This is a genomic window from Corynebacterium sp. TUM25015 (genome assembly GCF_056393505.1).
In genome coordinates, this window is record NZ_CM150783.1 from 86035 (window position 1) to 104136 (window position 18102).

At 57.7% G+C, this 18102-nt stretch carries 23 protein-coding genes; 9 read left to right on the forward strand and 14 right to left on the reverse strand.

Going from position 1 to position 18102, the window contains the following annotated elements; all coding sequences use genetic code 11:
- The first annotated feature begins 72 nt into the window (after nucleotides 1-72).
- The gene (locus AC06DS_RS00395) at nucleotides 73-1548 is read left to right on the forward strand and encodes a dolichyl-phosphate-mannose--protein mannosyltransferase (RefSeq protein ID WP_477100711.1); all 1476 of its coding nucleotides are present in this window, start codon (nucleotides 73-75) and stop codon (nucleotides 1546-1548) included.
- 19 nt (nucleotides 1549-1567) lie between these two features.
- Here AC06DS_RS00395 and AC06DS_RS00400 read toward each other — a convergent pair whose 3' ends face one another.
- The 6 genes from AC06DS_RS00400 to AC06DS_RS00425 form a co-directional block, all read right to left on the reverse strand.
- Nucleotides 1568-2326: a zf-HC2 domain-containing protein gene (locus tag AC06DS_RS00400; RefSeq protein ID WP_476728336.1), complete on the reverse strand. Its 759-nt coding sequence runs from the start codon at nucleotides 2324-2326 to the stop codon at nucleotides 1568-1570.
- A gap of 60 nt (nucleotides 2327-2386) precedes the next feature.
- Complete coding sequence (locus tag AC06DS_RS00405; RefSeq protein ID WP_473963752.1) at nucleotides 2387-2809, reverse strand: DoxX family protein; 423 nt, start codon at nucleotides 2807-2809, stop codon at nucleotides 2387-2389.
- 15 nt (nucleotides 2810-2824) lie between these two features.
- Entirely contained in the window at nucleotides 2825-4228 is a 1404-nt protein-coding gene (gene sepX / locus AC06DS_RS00410; RefSeq protein WP_477100712.1) for a divisome protein SepX/GlpR, read from the reverse strand.
- Nucleotides 4229-4329: 101 nt separating this feature from the next.
- On the reverse strand, nucleotides 4330-5064 hold the full coding sequence (locus AC06DS_RS00415; protein WP_448308371.1) for a GNAT family N-acetyltransferase: 735 nt from the start codon (nucleotides 5062-5064) through the stop codon (nucleotides 4330-4332).
- Between the two features lie 7 nt (nucleotides 5065-5071).
- Nucleotides 5072-6373 carry a molybdotransferase-like divisome protein Glp gene (gene glp, locus AC06DS_RS00420; RefSeq protein ID WP_448308370.1) on the reverse strand — a complete coding sequence of 434 codons (1302 nt, stop codon included), beginning with the start codon at nucleotides 6371-6373 and terminating at the stop codon, nucleotides 5072-5074.
- A 37-nt stretch (nucleotides 6374-6410) separates the two neighbouring features.
- On the reverse strand, nucleotides 6411-7337 hold the full coding sequence (locus tag AC06DS_RS00425; protein ID WP_293790971.1) for a UTP--glucose-1-phosphate uridylyltransferase: 927 nt from the start codon (nucleotides 7335-7337) through the stop codon (nucleotides 6411-6413).
- 108 nt (nucleotides 7338-7445) lie between these two features.
- Here AC06DS_RS00425 and AC06DS_RS00430 point away from each other — a divergent pair, with 108 nt between their 5' ends.
- Both AC06DS_RS00430 and mscL read left to right on the forward strand, forming a co-directional pair.
- On the forward strand, nucleotides 7446-8096 hold the full coding sequence (locus AC06DS_RS00430; RefSeq protein ID WP_477100713.1) for a 5-formyltetrahydrofolate cyclo-ligase: 651 nt from the start codon (nucleotides 7446-7448) through the stop codon (nucleotides 8094-8096).
- A gap of 52 nt (nucleotides 8097-8148) precedes the next feature.
- Nucleotides 8149-8580 (forward strand): large conductance mechanosensitive channel protein MscL, encoded by a 432-nt coding sequence (gene mscL, locus AC06DS_RS00435; RefSeq protein ID WP_293790969.1) that lies wholly within the window; start codon nucleotides 8149-8151, stop codon nucleotides 8578-8580.
- An 11-nt stretch (nucleotides 8581-8591) separates the two neighbouring features.
- Here mscL and AC06DS_RS00440 read toward each other — a convergent pair whose 3' ends face one another.
- The 7 genes from AC06DS_RS00440 to AC06DS_RS00470 form a co-directional block, all read right to left on the reverse strand.
- The gene (locus tag AC06DS_RS00440) at nucleotides 8592-8861 is read right to left on the reverse strand and encodes a hypothetical protein (protein WP_476728333.1); all 270 of its coding nucleotides are present in this window, start codon (nucleotides 8859-8861) and stop codon (nucleotides 8592-8594) included.
- A 1-nt stretch (nucleotide 8862) separates the two neighbouring features.
- Nucleotides 8863-9450, reverse strand: coding sequence for a MogA/MoaB family molybdenum cofactor biosynthesis protein (locus AC06DS_RS00445; RefSeq protein ID WP_448308393.1), 588 nt, complete (start codon nucleotides 9448-9450; stop codon nucleotides 8863-8865).
- 139 nt (nucleotides 9451-9589) lie between these two features.
- On the reverse strand, nucleotides 9590-11119 hold the full coding sequence (locus tag AC06DS_RS00450; RefSeq protein WP_477100714.1) for a S1C family serine protease: 1530 nt from the start codon (nucleotides 11117-11119) through the stop codon (nucleotides 9590-9592).
- A gap of 101 nt (nucleotides 11120-11220) precedes the next feature.
- Nucleotides 11221-12786, reverse strand: coding sequence for a sensor histidine kinase (locus AC06DS_RS00455; protein ID WP_477100715.1), 1566 nt, complete (start codon nucleotides 12784-12786; stop codon nucleotides 11221-11223).
- On the reverse strand, nucleotides 12783-13478 hold the full coding sequence (locus tag AC06DS_RS00460) for a response regulator transcription factor (protein WP_293790964.1): 696 nt from the start codon (nucleotides 13476-13478) through the stop codon (nucleotides 12783-12785). Before AC06DS_RS00460 ends, AC06DS_RS00455 begins: the two co-directional genes overlap by 4 nt.
- A gap of 170 nt (nucleotides 13479-13648) precedes the next feature.
- Nucleotides 13649-13816, reverse strand: a complete 168-nt coding sequence (rpmF, locus tag AC06DS_RS00465; RefSeq protein WP_293790963.1) for a 50S ribosomal protein L32 — start codon at nucleotides 13814-13816, stop codon at nucleotides 13649-13651.
- 66 nt (nucleotides 13817-13882) lie between these two features.
- On the reverse strand, nucleotides 13883-14146 hold the full coding sequence (locus tag AC06DS_RS00470; RefSeq protein ID WP_005293662.1) for a type B 50S ribosomal protein L31: 264 nt from the start codon (nucleotides 14144-14146) through the stop codon (nucleotides 13883-13885).
- A gap of 471 nt (nucleotides 14147-14617) precedes the next feature.
- On the opposite strand from AC06DS_RS00470, the gene rpmB reads away from it, so the two are divergent.
- From rpmB to AC06DS_RS00500, 6 genes are all read left to right on the forward strand, one after another.
- Nucleotides 14618-14854 carry a 50S ribosomal protein L28 gene (gene rpmB / locus AC06DS_RS00475; protein WP_005293665.1) on the forward strand — a complete coding sequence of 79 codons (237 nt, stop codon included), beginning with the start codon at nucleotides 14618-14620 and terminating at the stop codon, nucleotides 14852-14854.
- Nucleotides 14855-14856: 2 nt separating this feature from the next.
- Nucleotides 14857-15021: a 50S ribosomal protein L33 gene (gene rpmG / locus AC06DS_RS00480; protein WP_005279910.1), complete on the forward strand. Its 165-nt coding sequence runs from the start codon at nucleotides 14857-14859 to the stop codon at nucleotides 15019-15021.
- A 3-nt stretch (nucleotides 15022-15024) separates the two neighbouring features.
- Nucleotides 15025-15330 carry a 30S ribosomal protein S14 gene (gene rpsN, locus AC06DS_RS00485; protein WP_005293669.1) on the forward strand — a complete coding sequence of 102 codons (306 nt, stop codon included), beginning with the start codon at nucleotides 15025-15027 and terminating at the stop codon, nucleotides 15328-15330.
- A 15-nt stretch (nucleotides 15331-15345) separates the two neighbouring features.
- Nucleotides 15346-15594, forward strand: coding sequence for a 30S ribosomal protein S18 (gene rpsR / locus AC06DS_RS00490; RefSeq protein ID WP_005293672.1), 249 nt, complete (start codon nucleotides 15346-15348; stop codon nucleotides 15592-15594).
- A 564-nt stretch (nucleotides 15595-16158) separates the two neighbouring features.
- Nucleotides 16159-16605, forward strand: coding sequence for an RDD family protein (locus tag AC06DS_RS00495; protein ID WP_477100716.1), 447 nt, complete (start codon nucleotides 16159-16161; stop codon nucleotides 16603-16605).
- Between the two features lie 33 nt (nucleotides 16606-16638).
- A complete protein-coding gene (locus tag AC06DS_RS00500) occupies nucleotides 16639-17583 on the forward strand; it encodes an AEC family transporter (RefSeq protein WP_477100717.1) in 945 nt (314 codons plus the stop codon).
- On the opposite strand, the gene AC06DS_RS00505 is transcribed toward AC06DS_RS00500, so the two are convergent.
- Nucleotides 17580-18068, reverse strand: coding sequence for a CD225/dispanin family protein (locus AC06DS_RS00505; RefSeq protein WP_293790960.1), 489 nt, complete (start codon nucleotides 18066-18068; stop codon nucleotides 17580-17582). The genes AC06DS_RS00500 and AC06DS_RS00505 overlap by 4 nt on opposite strands.
- Between the last annotated feature and the right edge of the window lie 34 nt (nucleotides 18069-18102).

Consider the following 18102-nt stretch of genomic DNA (forward strand, 5'->3'; position numbering starts at 1 on the left):
CGGAAAAGCGCACGTCGGGCAACTATCGCTGCGCGGGCACGGTCATTCACACTGACCCGTTGGACTGGCATCATGCTCGCCCTCGGCGTGCTGGGCGCCCTGAGTCGCCTCATGATGCTGCAGCGGCCAACGGATGCGAGCACTCCCGTGTTCGACGAAAAACACTATGTGCCGCAAGCCTGGCAAATTTTTCAGAGCTGGTCTAATCCGCTGATTGGCGGCATCGAGGATAACCCGGGTTATGGATTGGTCGTCCACCCACCGCTCGGTAAACAAATCGAAGCTTTAGGCATGGCCCTTTTTGGCTATACGCCGTGGGGCTGGCGCATTATGTCCGCTCTGCTGGCTGTCGTTGTGATTCTGCTGATCGCCTCCATTGCTCGGCGCATTTCTAAGTCGGATTTGGTGGGTATGTTCGCCGGCATCATCGCCATTTGCGATGGCATTCTTTTCGTCACCGGGCGCTCGGCAATGTTGGACCATTTCCAGGTATTCCTTTTGTGCCTGGCCGCTTATTGCGCCGTCCGCGATGCTGAGCAGATGGAGGATCGCTTCCAGCGCGTCTGGGCTTCGGATCGCATCCAGGATTCGGTTTTTGGTCCCCGCATGGGTTATCGCTGGTGGCGCTTTACCGCCGGCGTCGCGCTGGGCCTGTCGCTGGCGGTCAAGTGGAATGGCCTCTACTACATGGCCTTTTTCGGCGTGACGATCGTTGCGGTTGATTATTTTCGACGCCGCCGTTTCGGCGTAGCCCGTCCCCTTCTCGGAACCGCCTTCTTCGACGCTGTACCCTCCTTCTTCTCCATCGTGATCGTGCCCGTAATCCTGTACGTCGTCAGTTGGCGCGCGTGGTTCGCCTCCGAAGCGGGAGTGTTCCGTCACGCAGTGGAATCCGGTGAGTTCGCTAGTACTACGGAGGGTTGGTTCTGGTCTTTCCTGCCAGACACCGTGCAGAATTTTATCTACTACCACGTGTCTGTCCTGCGTTTTCATACTGAGCTGACCAATTCCAATGGCCACCACCACAACTGGGAATCAAAGCCCTGGTCGTGGCTCGTTTCCAGCCGTTCGCTAATGTATTACAGTCCCTCCAACGATGAAGGTATCCATAAGGTGATCCTGCTGGTCGGCACTCCCGCTGTGTGGTGGGTATGCGTTCCAGTGATGTTGTGGGGTCTGTGGTGCCTCATCGTGCACAAGGATCGCCGTTGGGTGGTGCCGGTTCTTGGCTTCGCAGCTGGATTTGTTCCTTGGCTGTTTAACCTCGATCGCCAGATGTACTTGTTCTACGCTGCAAACCTGGTTCCATTCCTTGCCATCGCATTGGCTATGGCTCTGGGTCAGTTGGTGCGCTGGCAGCGCCCGGGCGTAGCCCAGCCGTATTCCTCCCCTCGAACATTCGTCAAGGCTCGCCCTGGACAGCTGCTGGTCGTCGTCTACTTGATGCTGGTGGTCTGGAATTTCCTGTATTTCTTGCCGATTTACACAGCCGCACCCCTCAGTGACGCTGCTTTCGATATGCGCATGTGGTTGCCTTCTTGGCGTTAGAAGTAGGCGACGGTATGGGTTATTCCCATCCGCGCGGGCGAGGTTGACCTACCTCGTACGTAGAGTGACGGCGCGCATCGCTGGGGCTAAAAGTGACAGGCTGAGCCATGAGCGCGCGCAAGGATTGCTTCAGAGGCATGAACACGTTTCGTCGCCCAGCCCACACGACAATCAAAGCCACTACTGCGAAAAGATGCACAAACAACAGCCATAGGGCGTTGAGGTTGCCGCTTTCCCCTATTAGCCCCAGCACGATTTCCCTGGTGGCAAAACCCAGGCCGAAAGCCCACATGGCCAAGTAGATCGGCAAGACTGCAGAGGCAACTTTGGGGCGCCAGGCCGCCCATAGCAATCCGCTAGCTAGGGCAAAGCGCATCGTCGCAGCGTCGGAAACGAGGTGGAGTTGGGACGAGTCGGCGTCGTCCCCAATCGGCCCTCCGAACAACAGCGACAGTCCCCATACGAGATAGACCAGGGCGACCCCTACCAGGGCAAAACGACCGAACGCGAAAGGCAGCTGGCGACGGCGGAGTCCCACACTGATCTGCGGATCGCTATCGGCTTGGGCAAGAACCTGCTCTAGCAGTGCGGCCTTTCGGTCGTCATGTTCAGCACCGGGGTTCGATTCCTCTTCAGCGGGCGCTGTGGTGAGATTCATGCGACGGCCCAGCGCGGTGATGGTGGCGTACCAGCGTTGGCAGTCCTCGCAGCCTGCGAGGTGCGCATCAATGAGCTCGTCGGACAGCTCCGCAGTCTCTCCGTCCAAGCGGGCCGACATGGAGGTTCTGACTTCCTGACAGTCCATGCGCTCATCCCGTCTCTTGCGTGTTTATTAACCTCAGCCGAAGCGCGACAGTGCCTTGTCCAAGCTCGCGCGTCCCGCACCGAAAACAACAATCATCATAAGGGAGACGACCAAGAGCAACATAAACTCCATGCCACCTTCGGTAACGAAGAAACCATTTGACCAGTGCACAAAGTAGAGCACCAGTGCGCTGTAGATCACGAACAGTCCGGCTACGGCTGTGGTCAGCAAGCCTGCGATGAGCATCGCTCCGCCCATCATCTCGCAAATGGCGGCCGCCCAGGCGCTTATTTTCGGCTGCGGAATATGCAATCTTTCGAAGGTGGCAATAGTTCCAGTTTTGCCATCCATGCCGTCGATAAAGACTTTCTGCCAGCCGTGGGCGATGAAAATCACTCCAGTAACGAGGCGTACCAACAGCAGAGCCGCGTCACGCGTGGCGGGGTGGTTCAGCATGCGCGCGGATCGCTCCTATACCGCGCGGATGCCGGAGCGCGGGTCGAGGTATTCTTCGTCGCGATCGGCAATACGGGGGTTAGCGAAGTTGGTGTTGGAGTTCGCCCCAGGACCCACATGCGTTTCGGTGCCTGGCATGTCGAAGAAGTCGGCGCCGTCGGCGTATTCCAGATTGCTCAAGGCCGGATCGTTGTCATCCGTTTCCAAGATCACTGCACCCGGTCGCATGAGGCGATCCGGGACACCCAGCTCGTCGTCCTCAGTGTTGCGCACGCCCAGGCGAGCGCGGCGCATGCGCGCCAGGCGACGGTGCCGCAGTTCACGTTCTTCAACGGCCTGTCGGCGCAGCATAACTAGATAGAACGCAGTGAATGCAACCATTGCGATAAAGGTCAGCCACACTGCGCCGCCCAGCGCGAGGCTCGTACCGAAAGTTAGTGCGCACAGCGCGAGCAGCACCAGCAGAACCCTCTTGCGACGATTCTGTCGCTGGCGAGCCAGCTCCGCGGAAGCCACGGGGTCATATACGCCGCGGCCACGGCGAGCAGCGAGGTACTTCAGGTCGGCCTCGCTCAGCTCGTCGGAATCCTCGAGGATATCCACAGCCTTACTTGCCGGAGCTGCGTCGACTTCATCGACCAAGCCCGGTGACGCCTTCACGTCCCCGCCGCGCACGTACTGGGTAGGAACGGCGGCGTACGCAGCTTGGCGAGCGGTGTTTTCTTCAGTGTTTTCTTGGGTGTCTTCTTGGGTGTCTTCTTCATTGTCTTCTGCGGCGCCTTCTTCAGCGTTTTCTTCGGCAACTTCGGCACCACCGGTGCTGTCGGAATTCGCGGCAAAGGCGGCGCTATCAGCACCTTCCGCGTCTGCCTCACCGCTCATCTCTGCCTTCTTCACCGGAGAAAACTCTCCAGTGTCCATCTCATCCTGAGCGGTGTAGCGCACAGCAGCACCCGACACATTGGCGGTCGCCGAGGGAGCCTTCACGTCAGAAGAAACGACCTTTTCGGCAACGTCGCCGGTGTCTTCTACATCGTCATCGTTGGTCTCCACAACCTCACCATCAATCACCTCGGCGGCCTTCTCGGCCTCCTCATCCGCAGAGCTCTTAGAAGTCATCAGATCTCGCAGCCCACGCGACGCGCCCTTCTTCTTGTTCGCGTTGGAATCCTCGTCTTCCAGCAAGACGTACTCCGGCTCCGCGTCTACCAGCTCCAGCTCCTCGTCATCGGAGCTCATGTACAGCCCCTTTGCGGGCTTGAGCTTGCGCTTTGCATTAAGCTCGCTTCCCCCTCGGTGCAGCACCCTCGTTTCACTCAGTGCCTGAGCAGTCCGTCGCACGGGTTTTTGGTTGCGCAGCAAAAGTGGCGCCAACAGCACCAGCCATACGGCGGCGATGAGCAAAAGGGAGCCGGACACGAGTATCAGTTCTCCTCGGGTTCTTTATGCGGGCAGCGTGAGTGGTCAAGTGCTTGCCACGCTACCCGTGCAGTGGGCTAATCTGCGGTGCCACGCCGAGGCTATTGGCGGTTCACAGCCAGCCCCAAGAGTCCTCGGTTCACCAACCTGCGAACCAGCCCCTCAGGCAGCACTTCTTCCTGCGTCTGTGCCACCAGATAGTGATCCCGCCATTGGCCGTTAATGTGCAGGTTTCGACGCAGGTGCCCCTCGGTACGGAAGCCGGTTTTCTCAAGGACTCTTCGTGACGCCACGTTCTCCGCCATGACCGTTGCCTCTATCCTGTGCAGCCCCACCTCTTGCATCCCCAGATCCACGCCCAAAGCGACAGCGGCGGTGGCCACTCCCCTACCTTGGAATCGCGAGTGAACCCAGTAACCAATCCAGGCACTTGAGATAGTTCCGTATTGAATGTTTCCAATCGTCAATTGGCCGGCGAACTCCCCGTCGACGTCGATGACCATTGGCACGATAAGGCGATCAGCAGCTAGAACTTGCAGATTGTGGAAGTTCTTGCGCCACGCCTCCGGGCTGTGTGCGTCGTCCCACCCCACGGCTGTGGTTGGTTCAAATGGCTGCAGCAAGTGTTGATCTTCGATGCGCGCAGCTCTCCACTGAGAGCCATCGCTTGCGCGAATGGGACGCAGAGAGACTGGCAGGCCGGGAGTGAAGGCGTCATCAGTGTCTTCGGCAGTCCCATAAAGATGACCGCGGCTGAGGACGGTACGCGTTCGCAGTTCCGACGCACGGGTTTCGAGCGCTGCGGAGGAAAGAGCAGCGCGGAGGCGGTGCAACACGAGCGGACTATTCCTTGTTGCTGAGGAATAGCACGTCAACGACCTGCCCCGGCGCCACGTCGGTGACGTCGGAAGGAACTACGATCAGGCAGTTTGCCTGTCCGTGGCTGCCTAACAGGTGGGTCGGCTCGCCGCCGTTGACCGCACCGAGTGGATCCACCAGGAACTCCCGGGTTTCGCGGTCACGCATCAGCTGACCGCGGATAAATCCACGCCGACCAGGGGCAGAGGCGATGGCTGCAATCGTGCGGGCGGACACCACCCGGCGAGTGGCCTGACGACGTCCGCGAATCAGCTGCACTAGTGGACGCACCATAACCTCGAAAGCCACCAACGCCGCCGAGGGGTTAGAGGGCAGCAGGAACGTTGGCACCTTGTCTTGTCCCAGGGTGCCGAATCCCATTACGGAACCAGGGTGCATAGCGATGCGCTGAATATCCATCTCTCCCATTTCAGAGAGAATCTCGCGCAGCTCATCGCTGGCGGCTCCGCCTATCGCACCAGAGATGACGACTACCTCGGAGCGGAGTAGCTGGCTTTCGATAACCTCTCGCATCTTGCGCGGTTCACCGCTCAAGATGCCGACGCGGTGGACGTCCGCGCCTGCTTCCCGTGCAGCAGCAGCCAGCGCATAGGAGTTCACATCATAAACCTGTCCAACGGCCGGGTCACGGTCGATATCCAATAGCTCGCGTCCAAAGGAGAGCACCGACAGGCGCGGGCGCGGGTACACCAGCACTTTGGAGCGTCCCACTGCCGCCAAAAGTCCTACTTGAGCTGCCCCAATGACGGCACCTTCTTCGACGACCACGTCTCCGGGCTGAACATCAGAGCCTTTGCGGTGGACGAACTCGCCGGACGCGATGGCTTCCAGCGGGCGGATTTTACGGCCTTCCTTTTCCACCCAGTCCAGCGGCAGCACAGAATCGGCAAGGGTCGGCAGCGGAGCTCCCATTTCAACGCGCACAGCTTGGCGCGGTTGTAGGCGAATTGGCCTTAGAGAACCAGCCGTAACATCGCCAACGATCGGCAGGGTTTCCTTCACTCCGCTGAGGTTCTCAGCCGCTTTACCGCCCTCTGACGTATCACCGTGATCCCCGCCTCGCGCGAGGGCAAGTGCCTGGCGGATGTCGACGCTTCTCACGGCATAACCGTCAATCGCTGCCTGATCGAAGCCCGGCAAAGGTTCGGAACCTTCGACCCTTTCCGCACAGCGCAGGCCCAGGGTCTCGGTGATGGCGATGCGCACTGGCTCAGGCGTCACCGCCGCAGAGGTGATGATTGCCAGCTGTTCTTCAACCGATCGCATGAGAGGTTCCCTTCAGCTTAAAAAGCTTGTTAGTTCTCTATGATCCCAAGTTCTCTTGTGCCAGGCGCTCTTGCAGCCAAGTCTTCAAGCTGGGGCCATAAGTCTCATTCTGCAACGCGAAATCGACGCAAGCTCGAATGTACCCACCGGGGTTACCTAGATCATGGCGCAGACCATGGTGGACAATAATGTGTACTGGGTGACCTTCGGTGATCATCAACTCGATGGCATCGGTGATCTGAATTTCGCCGCCCTTACCAGGCTTGGTGCGACGCAGCGCGTCGAATACCTGACGGTCCAGCAGATAGCGACCCGTTGCAACGAAGTTCGACGGAGCATCCTCCACCGCCGGCTTCTCAACCATGCCCTTGACGACTTTGACATCGGCGTGGTCAGCCTCGTCGATCTCAAAAACGCCGTAGTTACTTACTTCCTCACGTGGCACCTCGAAGGCACACAAGACCGACCCACCATACTGCTTACGTACGGCCAGCATCTTCTCCATCACGCCCATCGGCAGCACCAGGTCATCCGGCAGCATGACGGCGAAGCAATCCTCGTCATCATCCAGCGTCTCCTCGGCCAGCCCAATAGCGTGCCCCAGCCCCAAAGGCTTTTCCTGCTCCACAGCGACCACATCGATCAATCCATCGGTGGCTCGAACCTTTGCCAATTGTTCGGTCTTGTTTCGCTGTTCCAGCGTGCTTTCCAGCTCAGCGTCGGTATCGAAGTGACCGAGCACACCTCCCTTTTTCGGGGCTGTCACAATAGCGAGGCGACCAGCCCCCGCGTCAGCAGCTTCCTTGGCGATTAGCTCGATACCGGGAGTGTCTACAACTGGAAGCAGCTCCTTCGGAACAGTCTTAGTAGCAGGCAAGAAACGGGTTCCAAGTCCGGCAGCTGGCACCACAACGGTATGCAGGTTAGCTTGCTCGGACGTGGAGATCGTAGGGCTAGAAGTCATGCCGGAATAGTAGCGCTTCTATGAACCGATTTGTGCTCTACACACCGCCTATGCACAGTTTTCTTTCCCAGATCAAGCATTTTGCCCTCTGCAGTAGGCTCGAAGGCGATGAAAGATCTTTCTACCAGCAAAAAACTTGCCCGCGCCGCAGTCCGTGCCGCTCGCACCGCCCGAACTGATCAGCGCCCAGCGCGCGACCGCGCAATCCAGTCCCATCTTCTTAAAGCCCTCACGAAATTGCCTGCAGCACCCTCAACTCTCACTATCGCCGGCTATGTTCCCCTACCGGGCGAGCCCGGAGGCGCTGACCTCCCTGACGTTCTTGCCAGCACTGGCGCGGGAGTTCTTCTCCCGAGGGTGCCCCAAAACAAAGCCTCAACCTCAAGCGACTCCCCCAGCGACGGCACCGTTGAAGGATCTACTCACGTCCCTGTCCTCGAATGGGTCGAGTTTCATCCCGAAAACCCGAACCTGGTTGCTGGAACTTGGGGGATTCTTGAGCCGGAAGGTAATGCGATTCACACTTTTCCAACATGCGCGGATGTAATTATTACACCTGCGCTGGCGATTGATTATCATGGGATACGGCTCGGGCAAGGTGGTGGCTTCTACGACCGGGCACTGGCCGACCGCCCCTCACACATCAATGTGTGGGCAGTGGTGGATCACGAAGAGTTCACACGCATCGTCCCTAGCCGGGAGCACGACTTGGTCGTCGACGCTGTGATCAACGACCTCGGTTTCTTTCCCGTCATGTAGTTGCTTGTACTGACCGCGCATGCGTCGCGGACAAGAAAGGTCTTTCAGCACAATGCTCGAAGGTTTTAAGAAGTTCATCATGCGCGGCAACGTTATTGAGCTTGCCGTTGCCGTTATCATCGGCGGTGCGTTTACCGCTATCGTTACTGCTTTCACTAGTGGCATCATCGAACCGCTGCTCGCAGCCGTTGGTGGATCCCCTGAGTTTGGCCTTGGCTTCCACCTGCGTGAGGGTAACCCCGCCACCTTCGTCAATATCGGTGGCATCCTGACCGCAATCTTCAACTTCTTGATCATCGCTGGCGTTATCTACTTCCTGATGATCATGCCGATGAACAAGCTGGCAGAGATCAACGCTCGCCGTAAGGGCATTGAGCCGGAGGAGGCTACTGCAACCGAGACTGAGCTGCTGGCCGAGATCCGAGACCTGCTCATCGAGCAACGCGGTGGCGAGGCTGAGCCGACCGGCAAGCACGCCAACTAAAGTCCACCGGACTAACCCCAATGCGGTGGACGCTGCTCCTCTAGGTAGCGGCGTTCCAATTCCGCAGAAGGCAGCTCATCACCCCACTCATCCTGAACAAGGTCTGAGTGGGGTTTCGTCGTTTTGGAGGCGATGGCGTCAAGAAAAGAAGTCCCCGGGTTCTGCGCCTGGCCGACCTTGCCGAAGAACCTGCGGCGACGACCAGAAACGGGTTGTGGAACCTCTAGGTCATAGCGATTGCGGTAACCGGGTTGGTTCGAACCCGAGTGCCGTCGGGCCATGCTAAGCCCGGTTATTCATATCGTCGACAACGTGACGAACCAGCGGCCCCAAAGTGGCCATACCGTCGCGAATCGCTCCGCGAGAACCGGCGATGTTCACCACCACGGTGGAACCGGAGATGCCCGCAACACCGCGGGAAAGGCCCGCATCCAAAGAGTTCGCCGCCAAGCCCGAGGATCGAAGCGCTTCAGCAATGCCCGGAATCTTGCGATCCAACTCCGCGCGTGTAGCCTCCGGCGTCTTATCCCGCGGACCGGTTCCGGTTCCGCCGATGGTGACAACAAGATCCGCGCCTCCGACAACGGCGGTTTGAATAGCCTTGCGGATCGCCCCCTTTCGGGACTCAACGCTGAGAACGGCGTCGACCAAGAAACCTTCCTCGACCAGCAGCTCTGCAACCAGTTCCCCGTTCTTCGCTTTTTCCTCAGGGAAATCGGTTACGAGAACAACCATGGCGTGCAGGGGCGGATCATCGAGAAGCTGCTCGCGGGTTCGCTCCTTGGCGTCCAAGGAGTGAAACAGTGCGTCATCCGGCTCGGGGATCTCCTCTGCCAGTCGCTCCACCTGTGCGTGATCCACGGACTTCATGGCCGCGACTTCATTGATGTCCGCAGACTCTGGGTTAGCCTTCCGAACGGCCACTGCGATCCTCCTGAATAAATAAACGAACGTAACTAATAAAATATCCCGTCCGCCTACTGCTGTACAGGCGAACGGGAATGCCGGACTACTCGGCGGTAGTTAGAGTGAGCTCAACCTCACGTTCTTCTCCATCGCGACCTTCTTTAACCTTGAGCTTTACAGTGTCTCCCACTGCGTGCGATCGGATAGCCGCAATCAAAGCAACGCCGGAATCCACACGTCGCTCGTCGACGTGAGTAACCAGGTCGCCCTTCTTCAAACCAGCCTTATCCGCAGGACTGTCTTTGTTGACGTCGACGACGACGGCGCCCACTTCATTGGATCGAGTATTGACCTTCGCACCGATAATCGGGTGCTCTGCTTTACCCTTATCGATCAGCTGCTTAGAGATGCGTTCGGCCTGGTTAATCGGGATGGCAAAGCCCAAGCCAATGGAGCCCGCTGACTCACCACCAGTGGAGGCGATAACAGAGGGGATGCCAATGAGCTTGCCTTGCATATCCACCAGTGCACCACCGGAGTTGCCGGGGTTAATGGAAGCATCCGTCTGGATCGCATCAATCAGAGAAGCTTCGCCACCATCTTCGCCAGATGCCTGTACAGGACGGTTCTTAGCAGAAACAATGCCCGTCGTCACCGTGGCCGATAGCCCAAGGGGGGAACCAATCGCCATCACGTCTTCGCCCACGTTCACAGCATTCGAATCACCGAACTCAATGGGCTTAAGGTCCGTGACGTTCTTGGCCTTAATCACCGCAATATCAGTCTGCGGATCGGTGGCTACGACCTCCGCCTCGAGAGTACGACCGTCGTTGAGAGCCACTTCCATTTTCGCCTTTCCGCCTTCAGCGGCAGAGACAACGTGGTTATTCGTCAAAATGAGACCATCAGAGGAAATGATCGAGCCAGATCCCTCGTCACCGCCTTGAGACGTGGTGACGCGAATCGACACGACTGAAGGTAGAACCTTGTTAGCCACATCGGAGGTGCTTCCCGGCTCTACCGGGTTAGAAGCCTCTTTTTCCTTTGCGGACTTATTGGTGGTGTTAGAGCTGTCGAAAGACGTTGTGGCATTGTTGCTGGACTTGTTGTCATTCAAGGCATCCATGCCCACGTAAGTCGCCGCAGAGGCCACCACGGCACCGGTCAGCAACAACGCAGCAACCGCTGGTGTCGACCAACGCTTCTTCTCCCGTGGCTGCGGCGCCATCGGATCCTGTGGCACTAGCGGATCCTGGAACGGTTGGCTCTGCGCCTGCTGGGGCTGCATCTGCTGGGGTTGAATGTGCTGAGCCTGGATCTGTTGAGTCTGATTATCCTCCAGACCCGTTGGCCACGCTCCCGGTTGCACCGGCGAGCCAGCGTGCGTTGCCGGATACTGTGGCGTACCTTGCTCGCCATTCCAATGAATATGCTCGCGCCCTATCTTGCGAGCCTCTGTGCCACCACCGACGTTACCGTTTGCATTAGCGTCCGCGTTGGCGCCGCTAGCGCCTGCACTAGCTCCAGGATTCTGAGCTGCTTCCCGTCCCCCATCGGAAAAGTCCGGTTCGCCCGGCATTCGCTGCCCATTCCCCGAAGTGTTCTCACCCATATCGTGTTCCCTTTCGTTCATGGACACCAGTATGTCTGTCATATATGTAGGTCAGCGCTACGAACGCTGTAACTTTTCTGCCAGTTTAAGAAAAATCAGCGGACAAATGTTCCCGACCCACGTCACTCCTGCGATTCCCCAGGCAGTCCAGGAAGAACGGCACGCATGAGAGCACCGCCGTCATCGGACTCGTCAACCACGATCACACCGTGGTGGCGCTCAATAACTTGCTTCACGATCGCCAACCCCAAACCGGATCCTGGCATTGATCGAGCCTTTATTGACCGATAGAAGCGATCGAATACAAGTTCTCGATCCTCCTGCGGAATGCCCGGCCCCGAATCTGCCACACGGATCTCCACCTCTTGCAATGCTGAATCTTCTAGATGGGAAGCTGCGGCGTCACATCCCTCACCAGCGATTGGCTGCATCCAGACCCGCACCACACCGCCTTCGGGCGACCATTTGGCCGCATTATCCAGCAAATTAAGCAGCGCACGCGACAGGGCGAAAGAATCTCCCTGCAGGTTCCACTCAATGAGGTGGGTATCGAAGGTCACGTCGGGACGACGCCTTTGCACGCGTGTAATGCCTTGCGCGATGAGCTCGGAAATCTCGACAGTGCTCAAGACCTCTGGGTCGGAGTCCTCACGGGCTAGGTCAACAAGATCGCCGATCAGACCGCTCATTTCGTCGATCTGCGCAATGACGTCTCGCTCTATGTCTTTGCGGTCTTCATCACTTATGCCGGGACCGTCACCGTCTTTTCTTTGCGACGCCAACATCAGCAGCTCCACGTTTGTACGCAGCGACGTCAGAGGTGTCTTCAGCTCGTGTGAGGCATCCGCAACCAGATTCTTCTGTTTCGTCTGGGCCTCTTGCAGCGCATTCATCATGTTGTTGAACGACACGGTCAGCGCCCCTAGCTCGTCCTGAGAGTAGACGGGGATCTGCCGCAGCTCACCGGTACGGGAGACTTCATCAGCAGCCCGGCGCAGCCGGGTGATCGGCTGAGCACCGGAGTTCGCCACCGCTATGCCCACGATAATCGAGGCAATAAAACCTGTCGTGACAATGAGAATCAACACTAGCCACAGAGATTCCAGGGTTTGATTGGTAAAGGAAATATCCAGACGCAGCACGATGACACGACCGTCTAGCGCAGCAATGGCGAAACTGCGGGTATCGCCGTTGCTTTCGAAAACGTATGGGTCATCGCCCACCAACACACCGACTTCGTCGGCGCTGAGAATACCCTCGAACTTCGATAAATCTGCCTGCCGTCCCGCCTGCTCAGCGGGGACGACGAGCACACTCATGTTGTTGTCGGAGTCAAAGAAGCGAGGGCGGTAATTCTCCCCTTCGCCGGTTTCACTGGTTGGAAACTCGAATCCAGAATCGATATAAGCCTGTGCCTGAGTCTGCAGCGTCTTATCCATTTCTTGCGATAGCACCTGCTTGACAGTGGCATAGGAAGCTACGGTGATAATCGCGATACACAGCATCACTACGATGGCTGTGAGCCCAGCCAAGCGGACACGCAGAGATAATCCGCGCAGAGAAAAACGCACCGACTTTACTAGTCGGCCGCTTCTGCTTTCGCTAGAGCCACCGTCTTTCTCGGCCTGGGTGTAATCCGTTCCGGGCTCGACCGCAAGATTCTCCTCCGGGAGCCTACGCAGGATCACGGTGCAGTCTCACGCAGCGCGTAGCCCACTCCCCGCACAGTGTGAATCAAACGGCTTTCGCCATTGGCCTCGGTCTTGCGTCGGAGGTAACCGATGTACACCTCCAGAGCATTGCCGGAGGTTGGGAAGTCGTACCCCCAAACCTCTTCCAGGATCGTGTTGCGAGAAAGAACCTTTCGCGGGTTGCTCATCAGCAGCTCCAGGAGGGCGAACTCCGTGCGGGTCAGGCTGATCTGGCGGTCGCCGCGGTACACGTCGCGAGTCTCCGGGTTGAGGGTTAGATCCTCGAAACGCAGCGGTTCGTGGGACTCACCCTCCTGAATCGCCGGGCGGGCAGCGCGACGGAACAGTGAGCGGGTACGCGCCAGCAGCTCCTCCAACGCAAAGGGCTTCGGCAAGTAGTCGTCTGCACCAGCATCGAGACCGGCAACGCGCTCTTCCACGGAGTCGCGGGCAGTGAGTAGAAGGATAGGCAGATCATCGCCATGGCTGCGCAGTTCGCGGCAGACATCCAGCCCATCCTTTTTCGGCATCATCACGTCAAGGATGGCAAGGTCTGGTCGCTCATTGGTGATGGATTCCAGAGCTTCTTCACCATCCGTCGCCAGTACGACAGTGTAGCCGTTAAAGATCAGGGAACGGCGTAGGGATTCACGCACTGCCTGGTCGTCATCTACAACAAGAATCTTCATACGAACCATTGTGCCTTCGAATCTGTGGCCATGCTCGTGCGCAACAACTTTTTTAATGAACACACAGCTTTTCTTATATGTCTTAACAAGGCAAAATCCCCACCACACTGTGTGTGCGGTGGGGATCGATACGCTACGAACGTAGCTTTAAAATCGCTATGGAATCAGACCTAGTCCAGGTCGATGAGACCCAGCTGAGCGGCCTTTACCAGACGGCGAGGAATCTGAACTTCCTGGCCCTGGACCTTAACGTTCTGCAGAGCAACGTTGTCGGCCTTCCACTGGGAACGGCGGGAGTGCGTGTTTGCACGAGACATACGGCGCTTCGGTACTGCCATTGTCTTCTACCTCCTTATTAAAGGTGTGAAATAGATTTCTTGGGATCTGTTTAGCGAGAAGAGTTCTTACTTCTTCTTGCGGCGGGTCATGTTGCCGTAGCGACGCTGGAACTTCTCCACGCGGCCGGCGGTGTCCATAACGCGCTGAGCGCCGGTCCAGAAGGGGTGGGACTCGCTGGTCACGTCAACGACGATGAGCGGGTACTCGTTGCCGTCTTCCCATTCAACGGTGCGGTCGGAGGTAGCGGTGGAGCGAGTGATGAACTGGTGTCCGGTGCTCGCATCCTTGAAGACTACGGGGTGGTAGTCGGGGTGGATATCCTTCTTCATGGTTTCCTCTTATTCCCTTAGGTGTGTGTACATCAGGTCGGTCCTGCGAATCTGTTACGAAGGTCGTGCCTGAGTCGGGTCATAAAAAGCAGTGCGCCTTCTCTGCCTTCTTTATTGACGCCCTTCAGGCCACTCGGTTACCGAGGAGCTATCAAGGCGCGACAAGGTTAGTCGCACAACGAGGGACTATGATAGCGAACGAACACCTCATTAATAAAATCGCGTTTGCCGTGCTGGGACGGTGTCACAGCACGGCGCGACGGAAGCATAGGGCGTCACAAAGAGCGATTAGGTTATAGCGCACCCGTGGGGTAAAGTTAGCTCCCGCTGTTGTCTATGTAAACGTCATCGCCGGACGGATTTAAGGCTAAAAACAGCGCCCCACCACGTAAAACTCAAGGCCCGTCTAACCATGGGTTTTAGATGTGCGCGGCGCTGGCACCTTTGATCTCCGGCGGAAGGAGAAAACCCATGTCGGCATATTGCCAGGTCACGGGACGCAAGCCGAGCTTCGGCAAGTCTGTGTCCCACTCGCACCGCCGCACGAACCGTCGCTGGAACCCGAACATCCAGCGTCGTACGTTCTACTTGCCCTCTGAGGGCCGTTCCATCACGCTGAACGTGTCCACTAAGGGTCTGAAGACCATTGACCGTGACGGCATCGAGTCTGTCGTTGCCAAGATCCGCGCCCGTGGGGAGAAGATCTAACTATGGCACGTAACGATATCCGCCCAATCATCAAGCTGAAGTCTACGGCTGGCACCGGTTACACCTACGTCACCCGTAAGAACAAGCGCAACAACCCGGATCGCATCACCCTGAAGAAGTTCGATCCGATCGCCCGCAAGCACGTCGAATTCCGCGAGGAGCGATAATTTATGGCTAAGAAGTCCATGATCGCGAAGAACGAGCAGCGCAAGGAAATCGTCGCCCGCTACGCGGAGCGTCGCGCTGAGCTCAAGAAGATCATCAAGAACCCGAACAGCACCGACGAGGAGCGCCTGGATGCACAGTGGGAGCTGAACCGTCAGCCCCGCGACGCTTCCCCGGTTCGCGTCCGTAACCGCGACGCAGCCGATGGCCGCCCGCGCGGCTACCTGCGTAAGTTCGGCCTGTCCCGTGTACGTGTCCGCAACATGGCTCACCGCGGTGAGCTGCCGGGCGTACGCAAGTCCAGCTGGTAAGGGGGAGCTTTAACAATGAAGCGCACCAACATGAAGAAGGCGCGGATGGAACAGTCCCGCCGCCCGAAGAAGAACCCACTCAAGGCCGAGGGCATTGAGACGGTTGACTACAAGAACTACGACCTGCTGCGTAAGTTCATCTCCGAGCGTGGCAAGATTCGCTCTCGTCGCGTAACGGGCCTGACCCCGCAGCAGCAGCGCCAGGTTGCCACCGCCGTGAAGAACGCGCGCGAGATGGCACTCCTGCCCTTCCACAGCCGCTAAATAGCCGTCTCCTTTGCAAAAAGGGGATGCGCAGTGGCTGCGCAGCAGGGCTGCGCGCTTAAAGCGTCGCTGCCCGCAGACGTTTAACAGACACGATTAAAGACCCAACGCCCTTGTGCTCTAAAGCACGAGCCCGGCGGTGGGTCTTTTTCGTACCCTCCGCCAGCAAAGAAAAATGTCGGCTATGCTGGCACAGTAAACCAATTCGAGCACACTCGTGCACGTACTGAGAAACAGTGAGGATGTCTGCCGTTGAGCAACAACTACCCCAATAACTCCAACCCGAATGGCGATCTGCCGAACTTCAACGATTAACCCGGAGGCAATGCCGGCGAGTCGAATCCCTTCAATCAGGGAAATCCCTACGAGCAAGCCGGCTCCTATGATCAGAGTGTTGGCAACGGCTACGGCGGAAATAATTACGGCGCAGTAAATAACAATCAATACGGTGCCCCTGCCTTCCCTAACGCTCCGGCCTTCAACGATGCTCCGGGGAACGCCCCGCTTCTTGGCAATGGTCGTCCCGGCGCTTGGAAGCGTTTCCTGGGGCTATTCCTCGACAGCTTGCTGATTCTGATCCCTGCTATCATCTTGGTGCTTGTCATTGGCGGCCAGGACTTTATGGATTGGGTCGAGGCGAGTTCCTCAGCTAACCCCGGTGAAACGCCAAGCGTCCCCTACCCCACTGCGAAGATGGCAATCGCTAATGTGCTCACGGCAATCCTTTGGTTTGTTTACCGTGTCTTCATGGAGTCCAAGAAGGGTGGCACTCTCGGCAAGATGGCTATCGGAGCCCGCGTGGTCTCTGCCAATGGTCAGAACATCACCCCAATTGACTCGATGAAGCGGAACTCCTGGTACTTCCTCACCGTGATTTTCAACTTCATTCCTACTGTTGGCTCCTTCCTATTGCTCGCCGTCTACATCGCCGTCGGCGTCAGCATCGGTACCAATTCTCAGAAGCAGTCGTTCACCGACAAACTTGCTAATGCCTACGTAGTGAACAAGTAGCTTCTAGCCAGTCCACTCCCGTATCTAAAACGAATGCTCAACGTCCTCTCCGGCTTTGCCGTCGTCATCTTCGTCATCGCGATCGGCTTCGGAGTAGGGCGTCTTCGTCTCTTAGGCCCCAATGCGGTCTACACCCTCAACATGTTCGTGTTCTGGATCGCGCTGCCCTGCACGCTGATCACGTTCATGTCCAAAACGGACATCGCCCAGCTTTTCGGGCCGAATTTGTTGGTTGTGGCGCTGTCCACCCTCACCACGGGCTTTATGGCCTTCTTGGGCTATCGTTGGCTCACTAGGCGTTCCACCGAGGATTCCATCATCGCGATGCTCGCCTGCACCTACTGCAACGGCTCAAACCTCGGCATCCCCCTGGCCGCCCACTTGATGGACGATCCCACCCTTACCCTCCCCGTCATCCTCTTCCAGGTCGGATTCTACGGCCCGCTGAGCGTGCTTGCGCTGGACATGCGCACGGGCAATCAGACCACCAGCTTCGTCCGCTCCACTGTGCTGACGATCCTGAAGAACCCACTCATCATCGGCGCCGTAATCGGAATCGTCATCTCGCTGCTGCAGCACAACACGGGCTTCATTCTGCCCGGCATCATCGCCGACCCAATGGGAATCATTGCAGACGCGACTGTCGGCTGTGCCCTCATTGCCTTTGGCATGTCGATGGCGGAGGTTCGCGTACTCCAACCTGGTCTATCGCCCCGTTGTTCTGTGTGGGCGGCGTCGCTGGTCAAAACTGTCGTGCACCCCGCCATCGCCACGTTCTACGGCGTTTTTCTTTGTGACGCCTCGTCTCAGTTGCTTCTGGCCATGGTGCTCCTGGCCGCCCTCCCGACCGGACAGAACGTCTTTACCTATGCGCAGCGCTTCGGCGTCAATAAAGTACTAGCGCGAGACACCGCGGTGGTTTCCACGGGTCTCGCGCTACCGGTGATGGCGCTCATAATGATGTTGCTAAGAGTCTAGATGTCGCTAAGGCTGAGTCCTAGAAAACCCGCAAAGATAACGAAGTAGACGATGAAACCCACGGCGAAGACGCATGCTGATGCGAGAGCCAGGTTTCTCGCAGTGTCGGAGGCACTTTGTGCGCCTGCATAGTCCCCACGGAGCCAGCGGCTTTCCACTTGGGAGGAAAAGTAGATTCCAACTGCCCCCAACGGTAGGCAGCAAATGATAGTGGCCAAAATCGTTGCCCACATCCAGTTATCGGGTGGAGTTCGTCCCACTCCCGGCTGGTATGCCTGCCCCAGTTGCGCTCCATAACCAGCTGACTGGTTCTGGTAGCCGCTGTACCCGCCATTCTGGTAACCACTGTTCTGGTAACCGCCATAGCTGGAAGATTGGTCAGGGGAGGGAGTCTGGTTATACCCACTGTTGTACGGATAAACCTGCTTGTCCTCTAGTCCAAACGGGTCTTCATTGGAAGGCCCCTGGTCATAGGGATTGGTCATTGGTGTCCTTAGTTTTTCGCACTTTGGGTTCTCA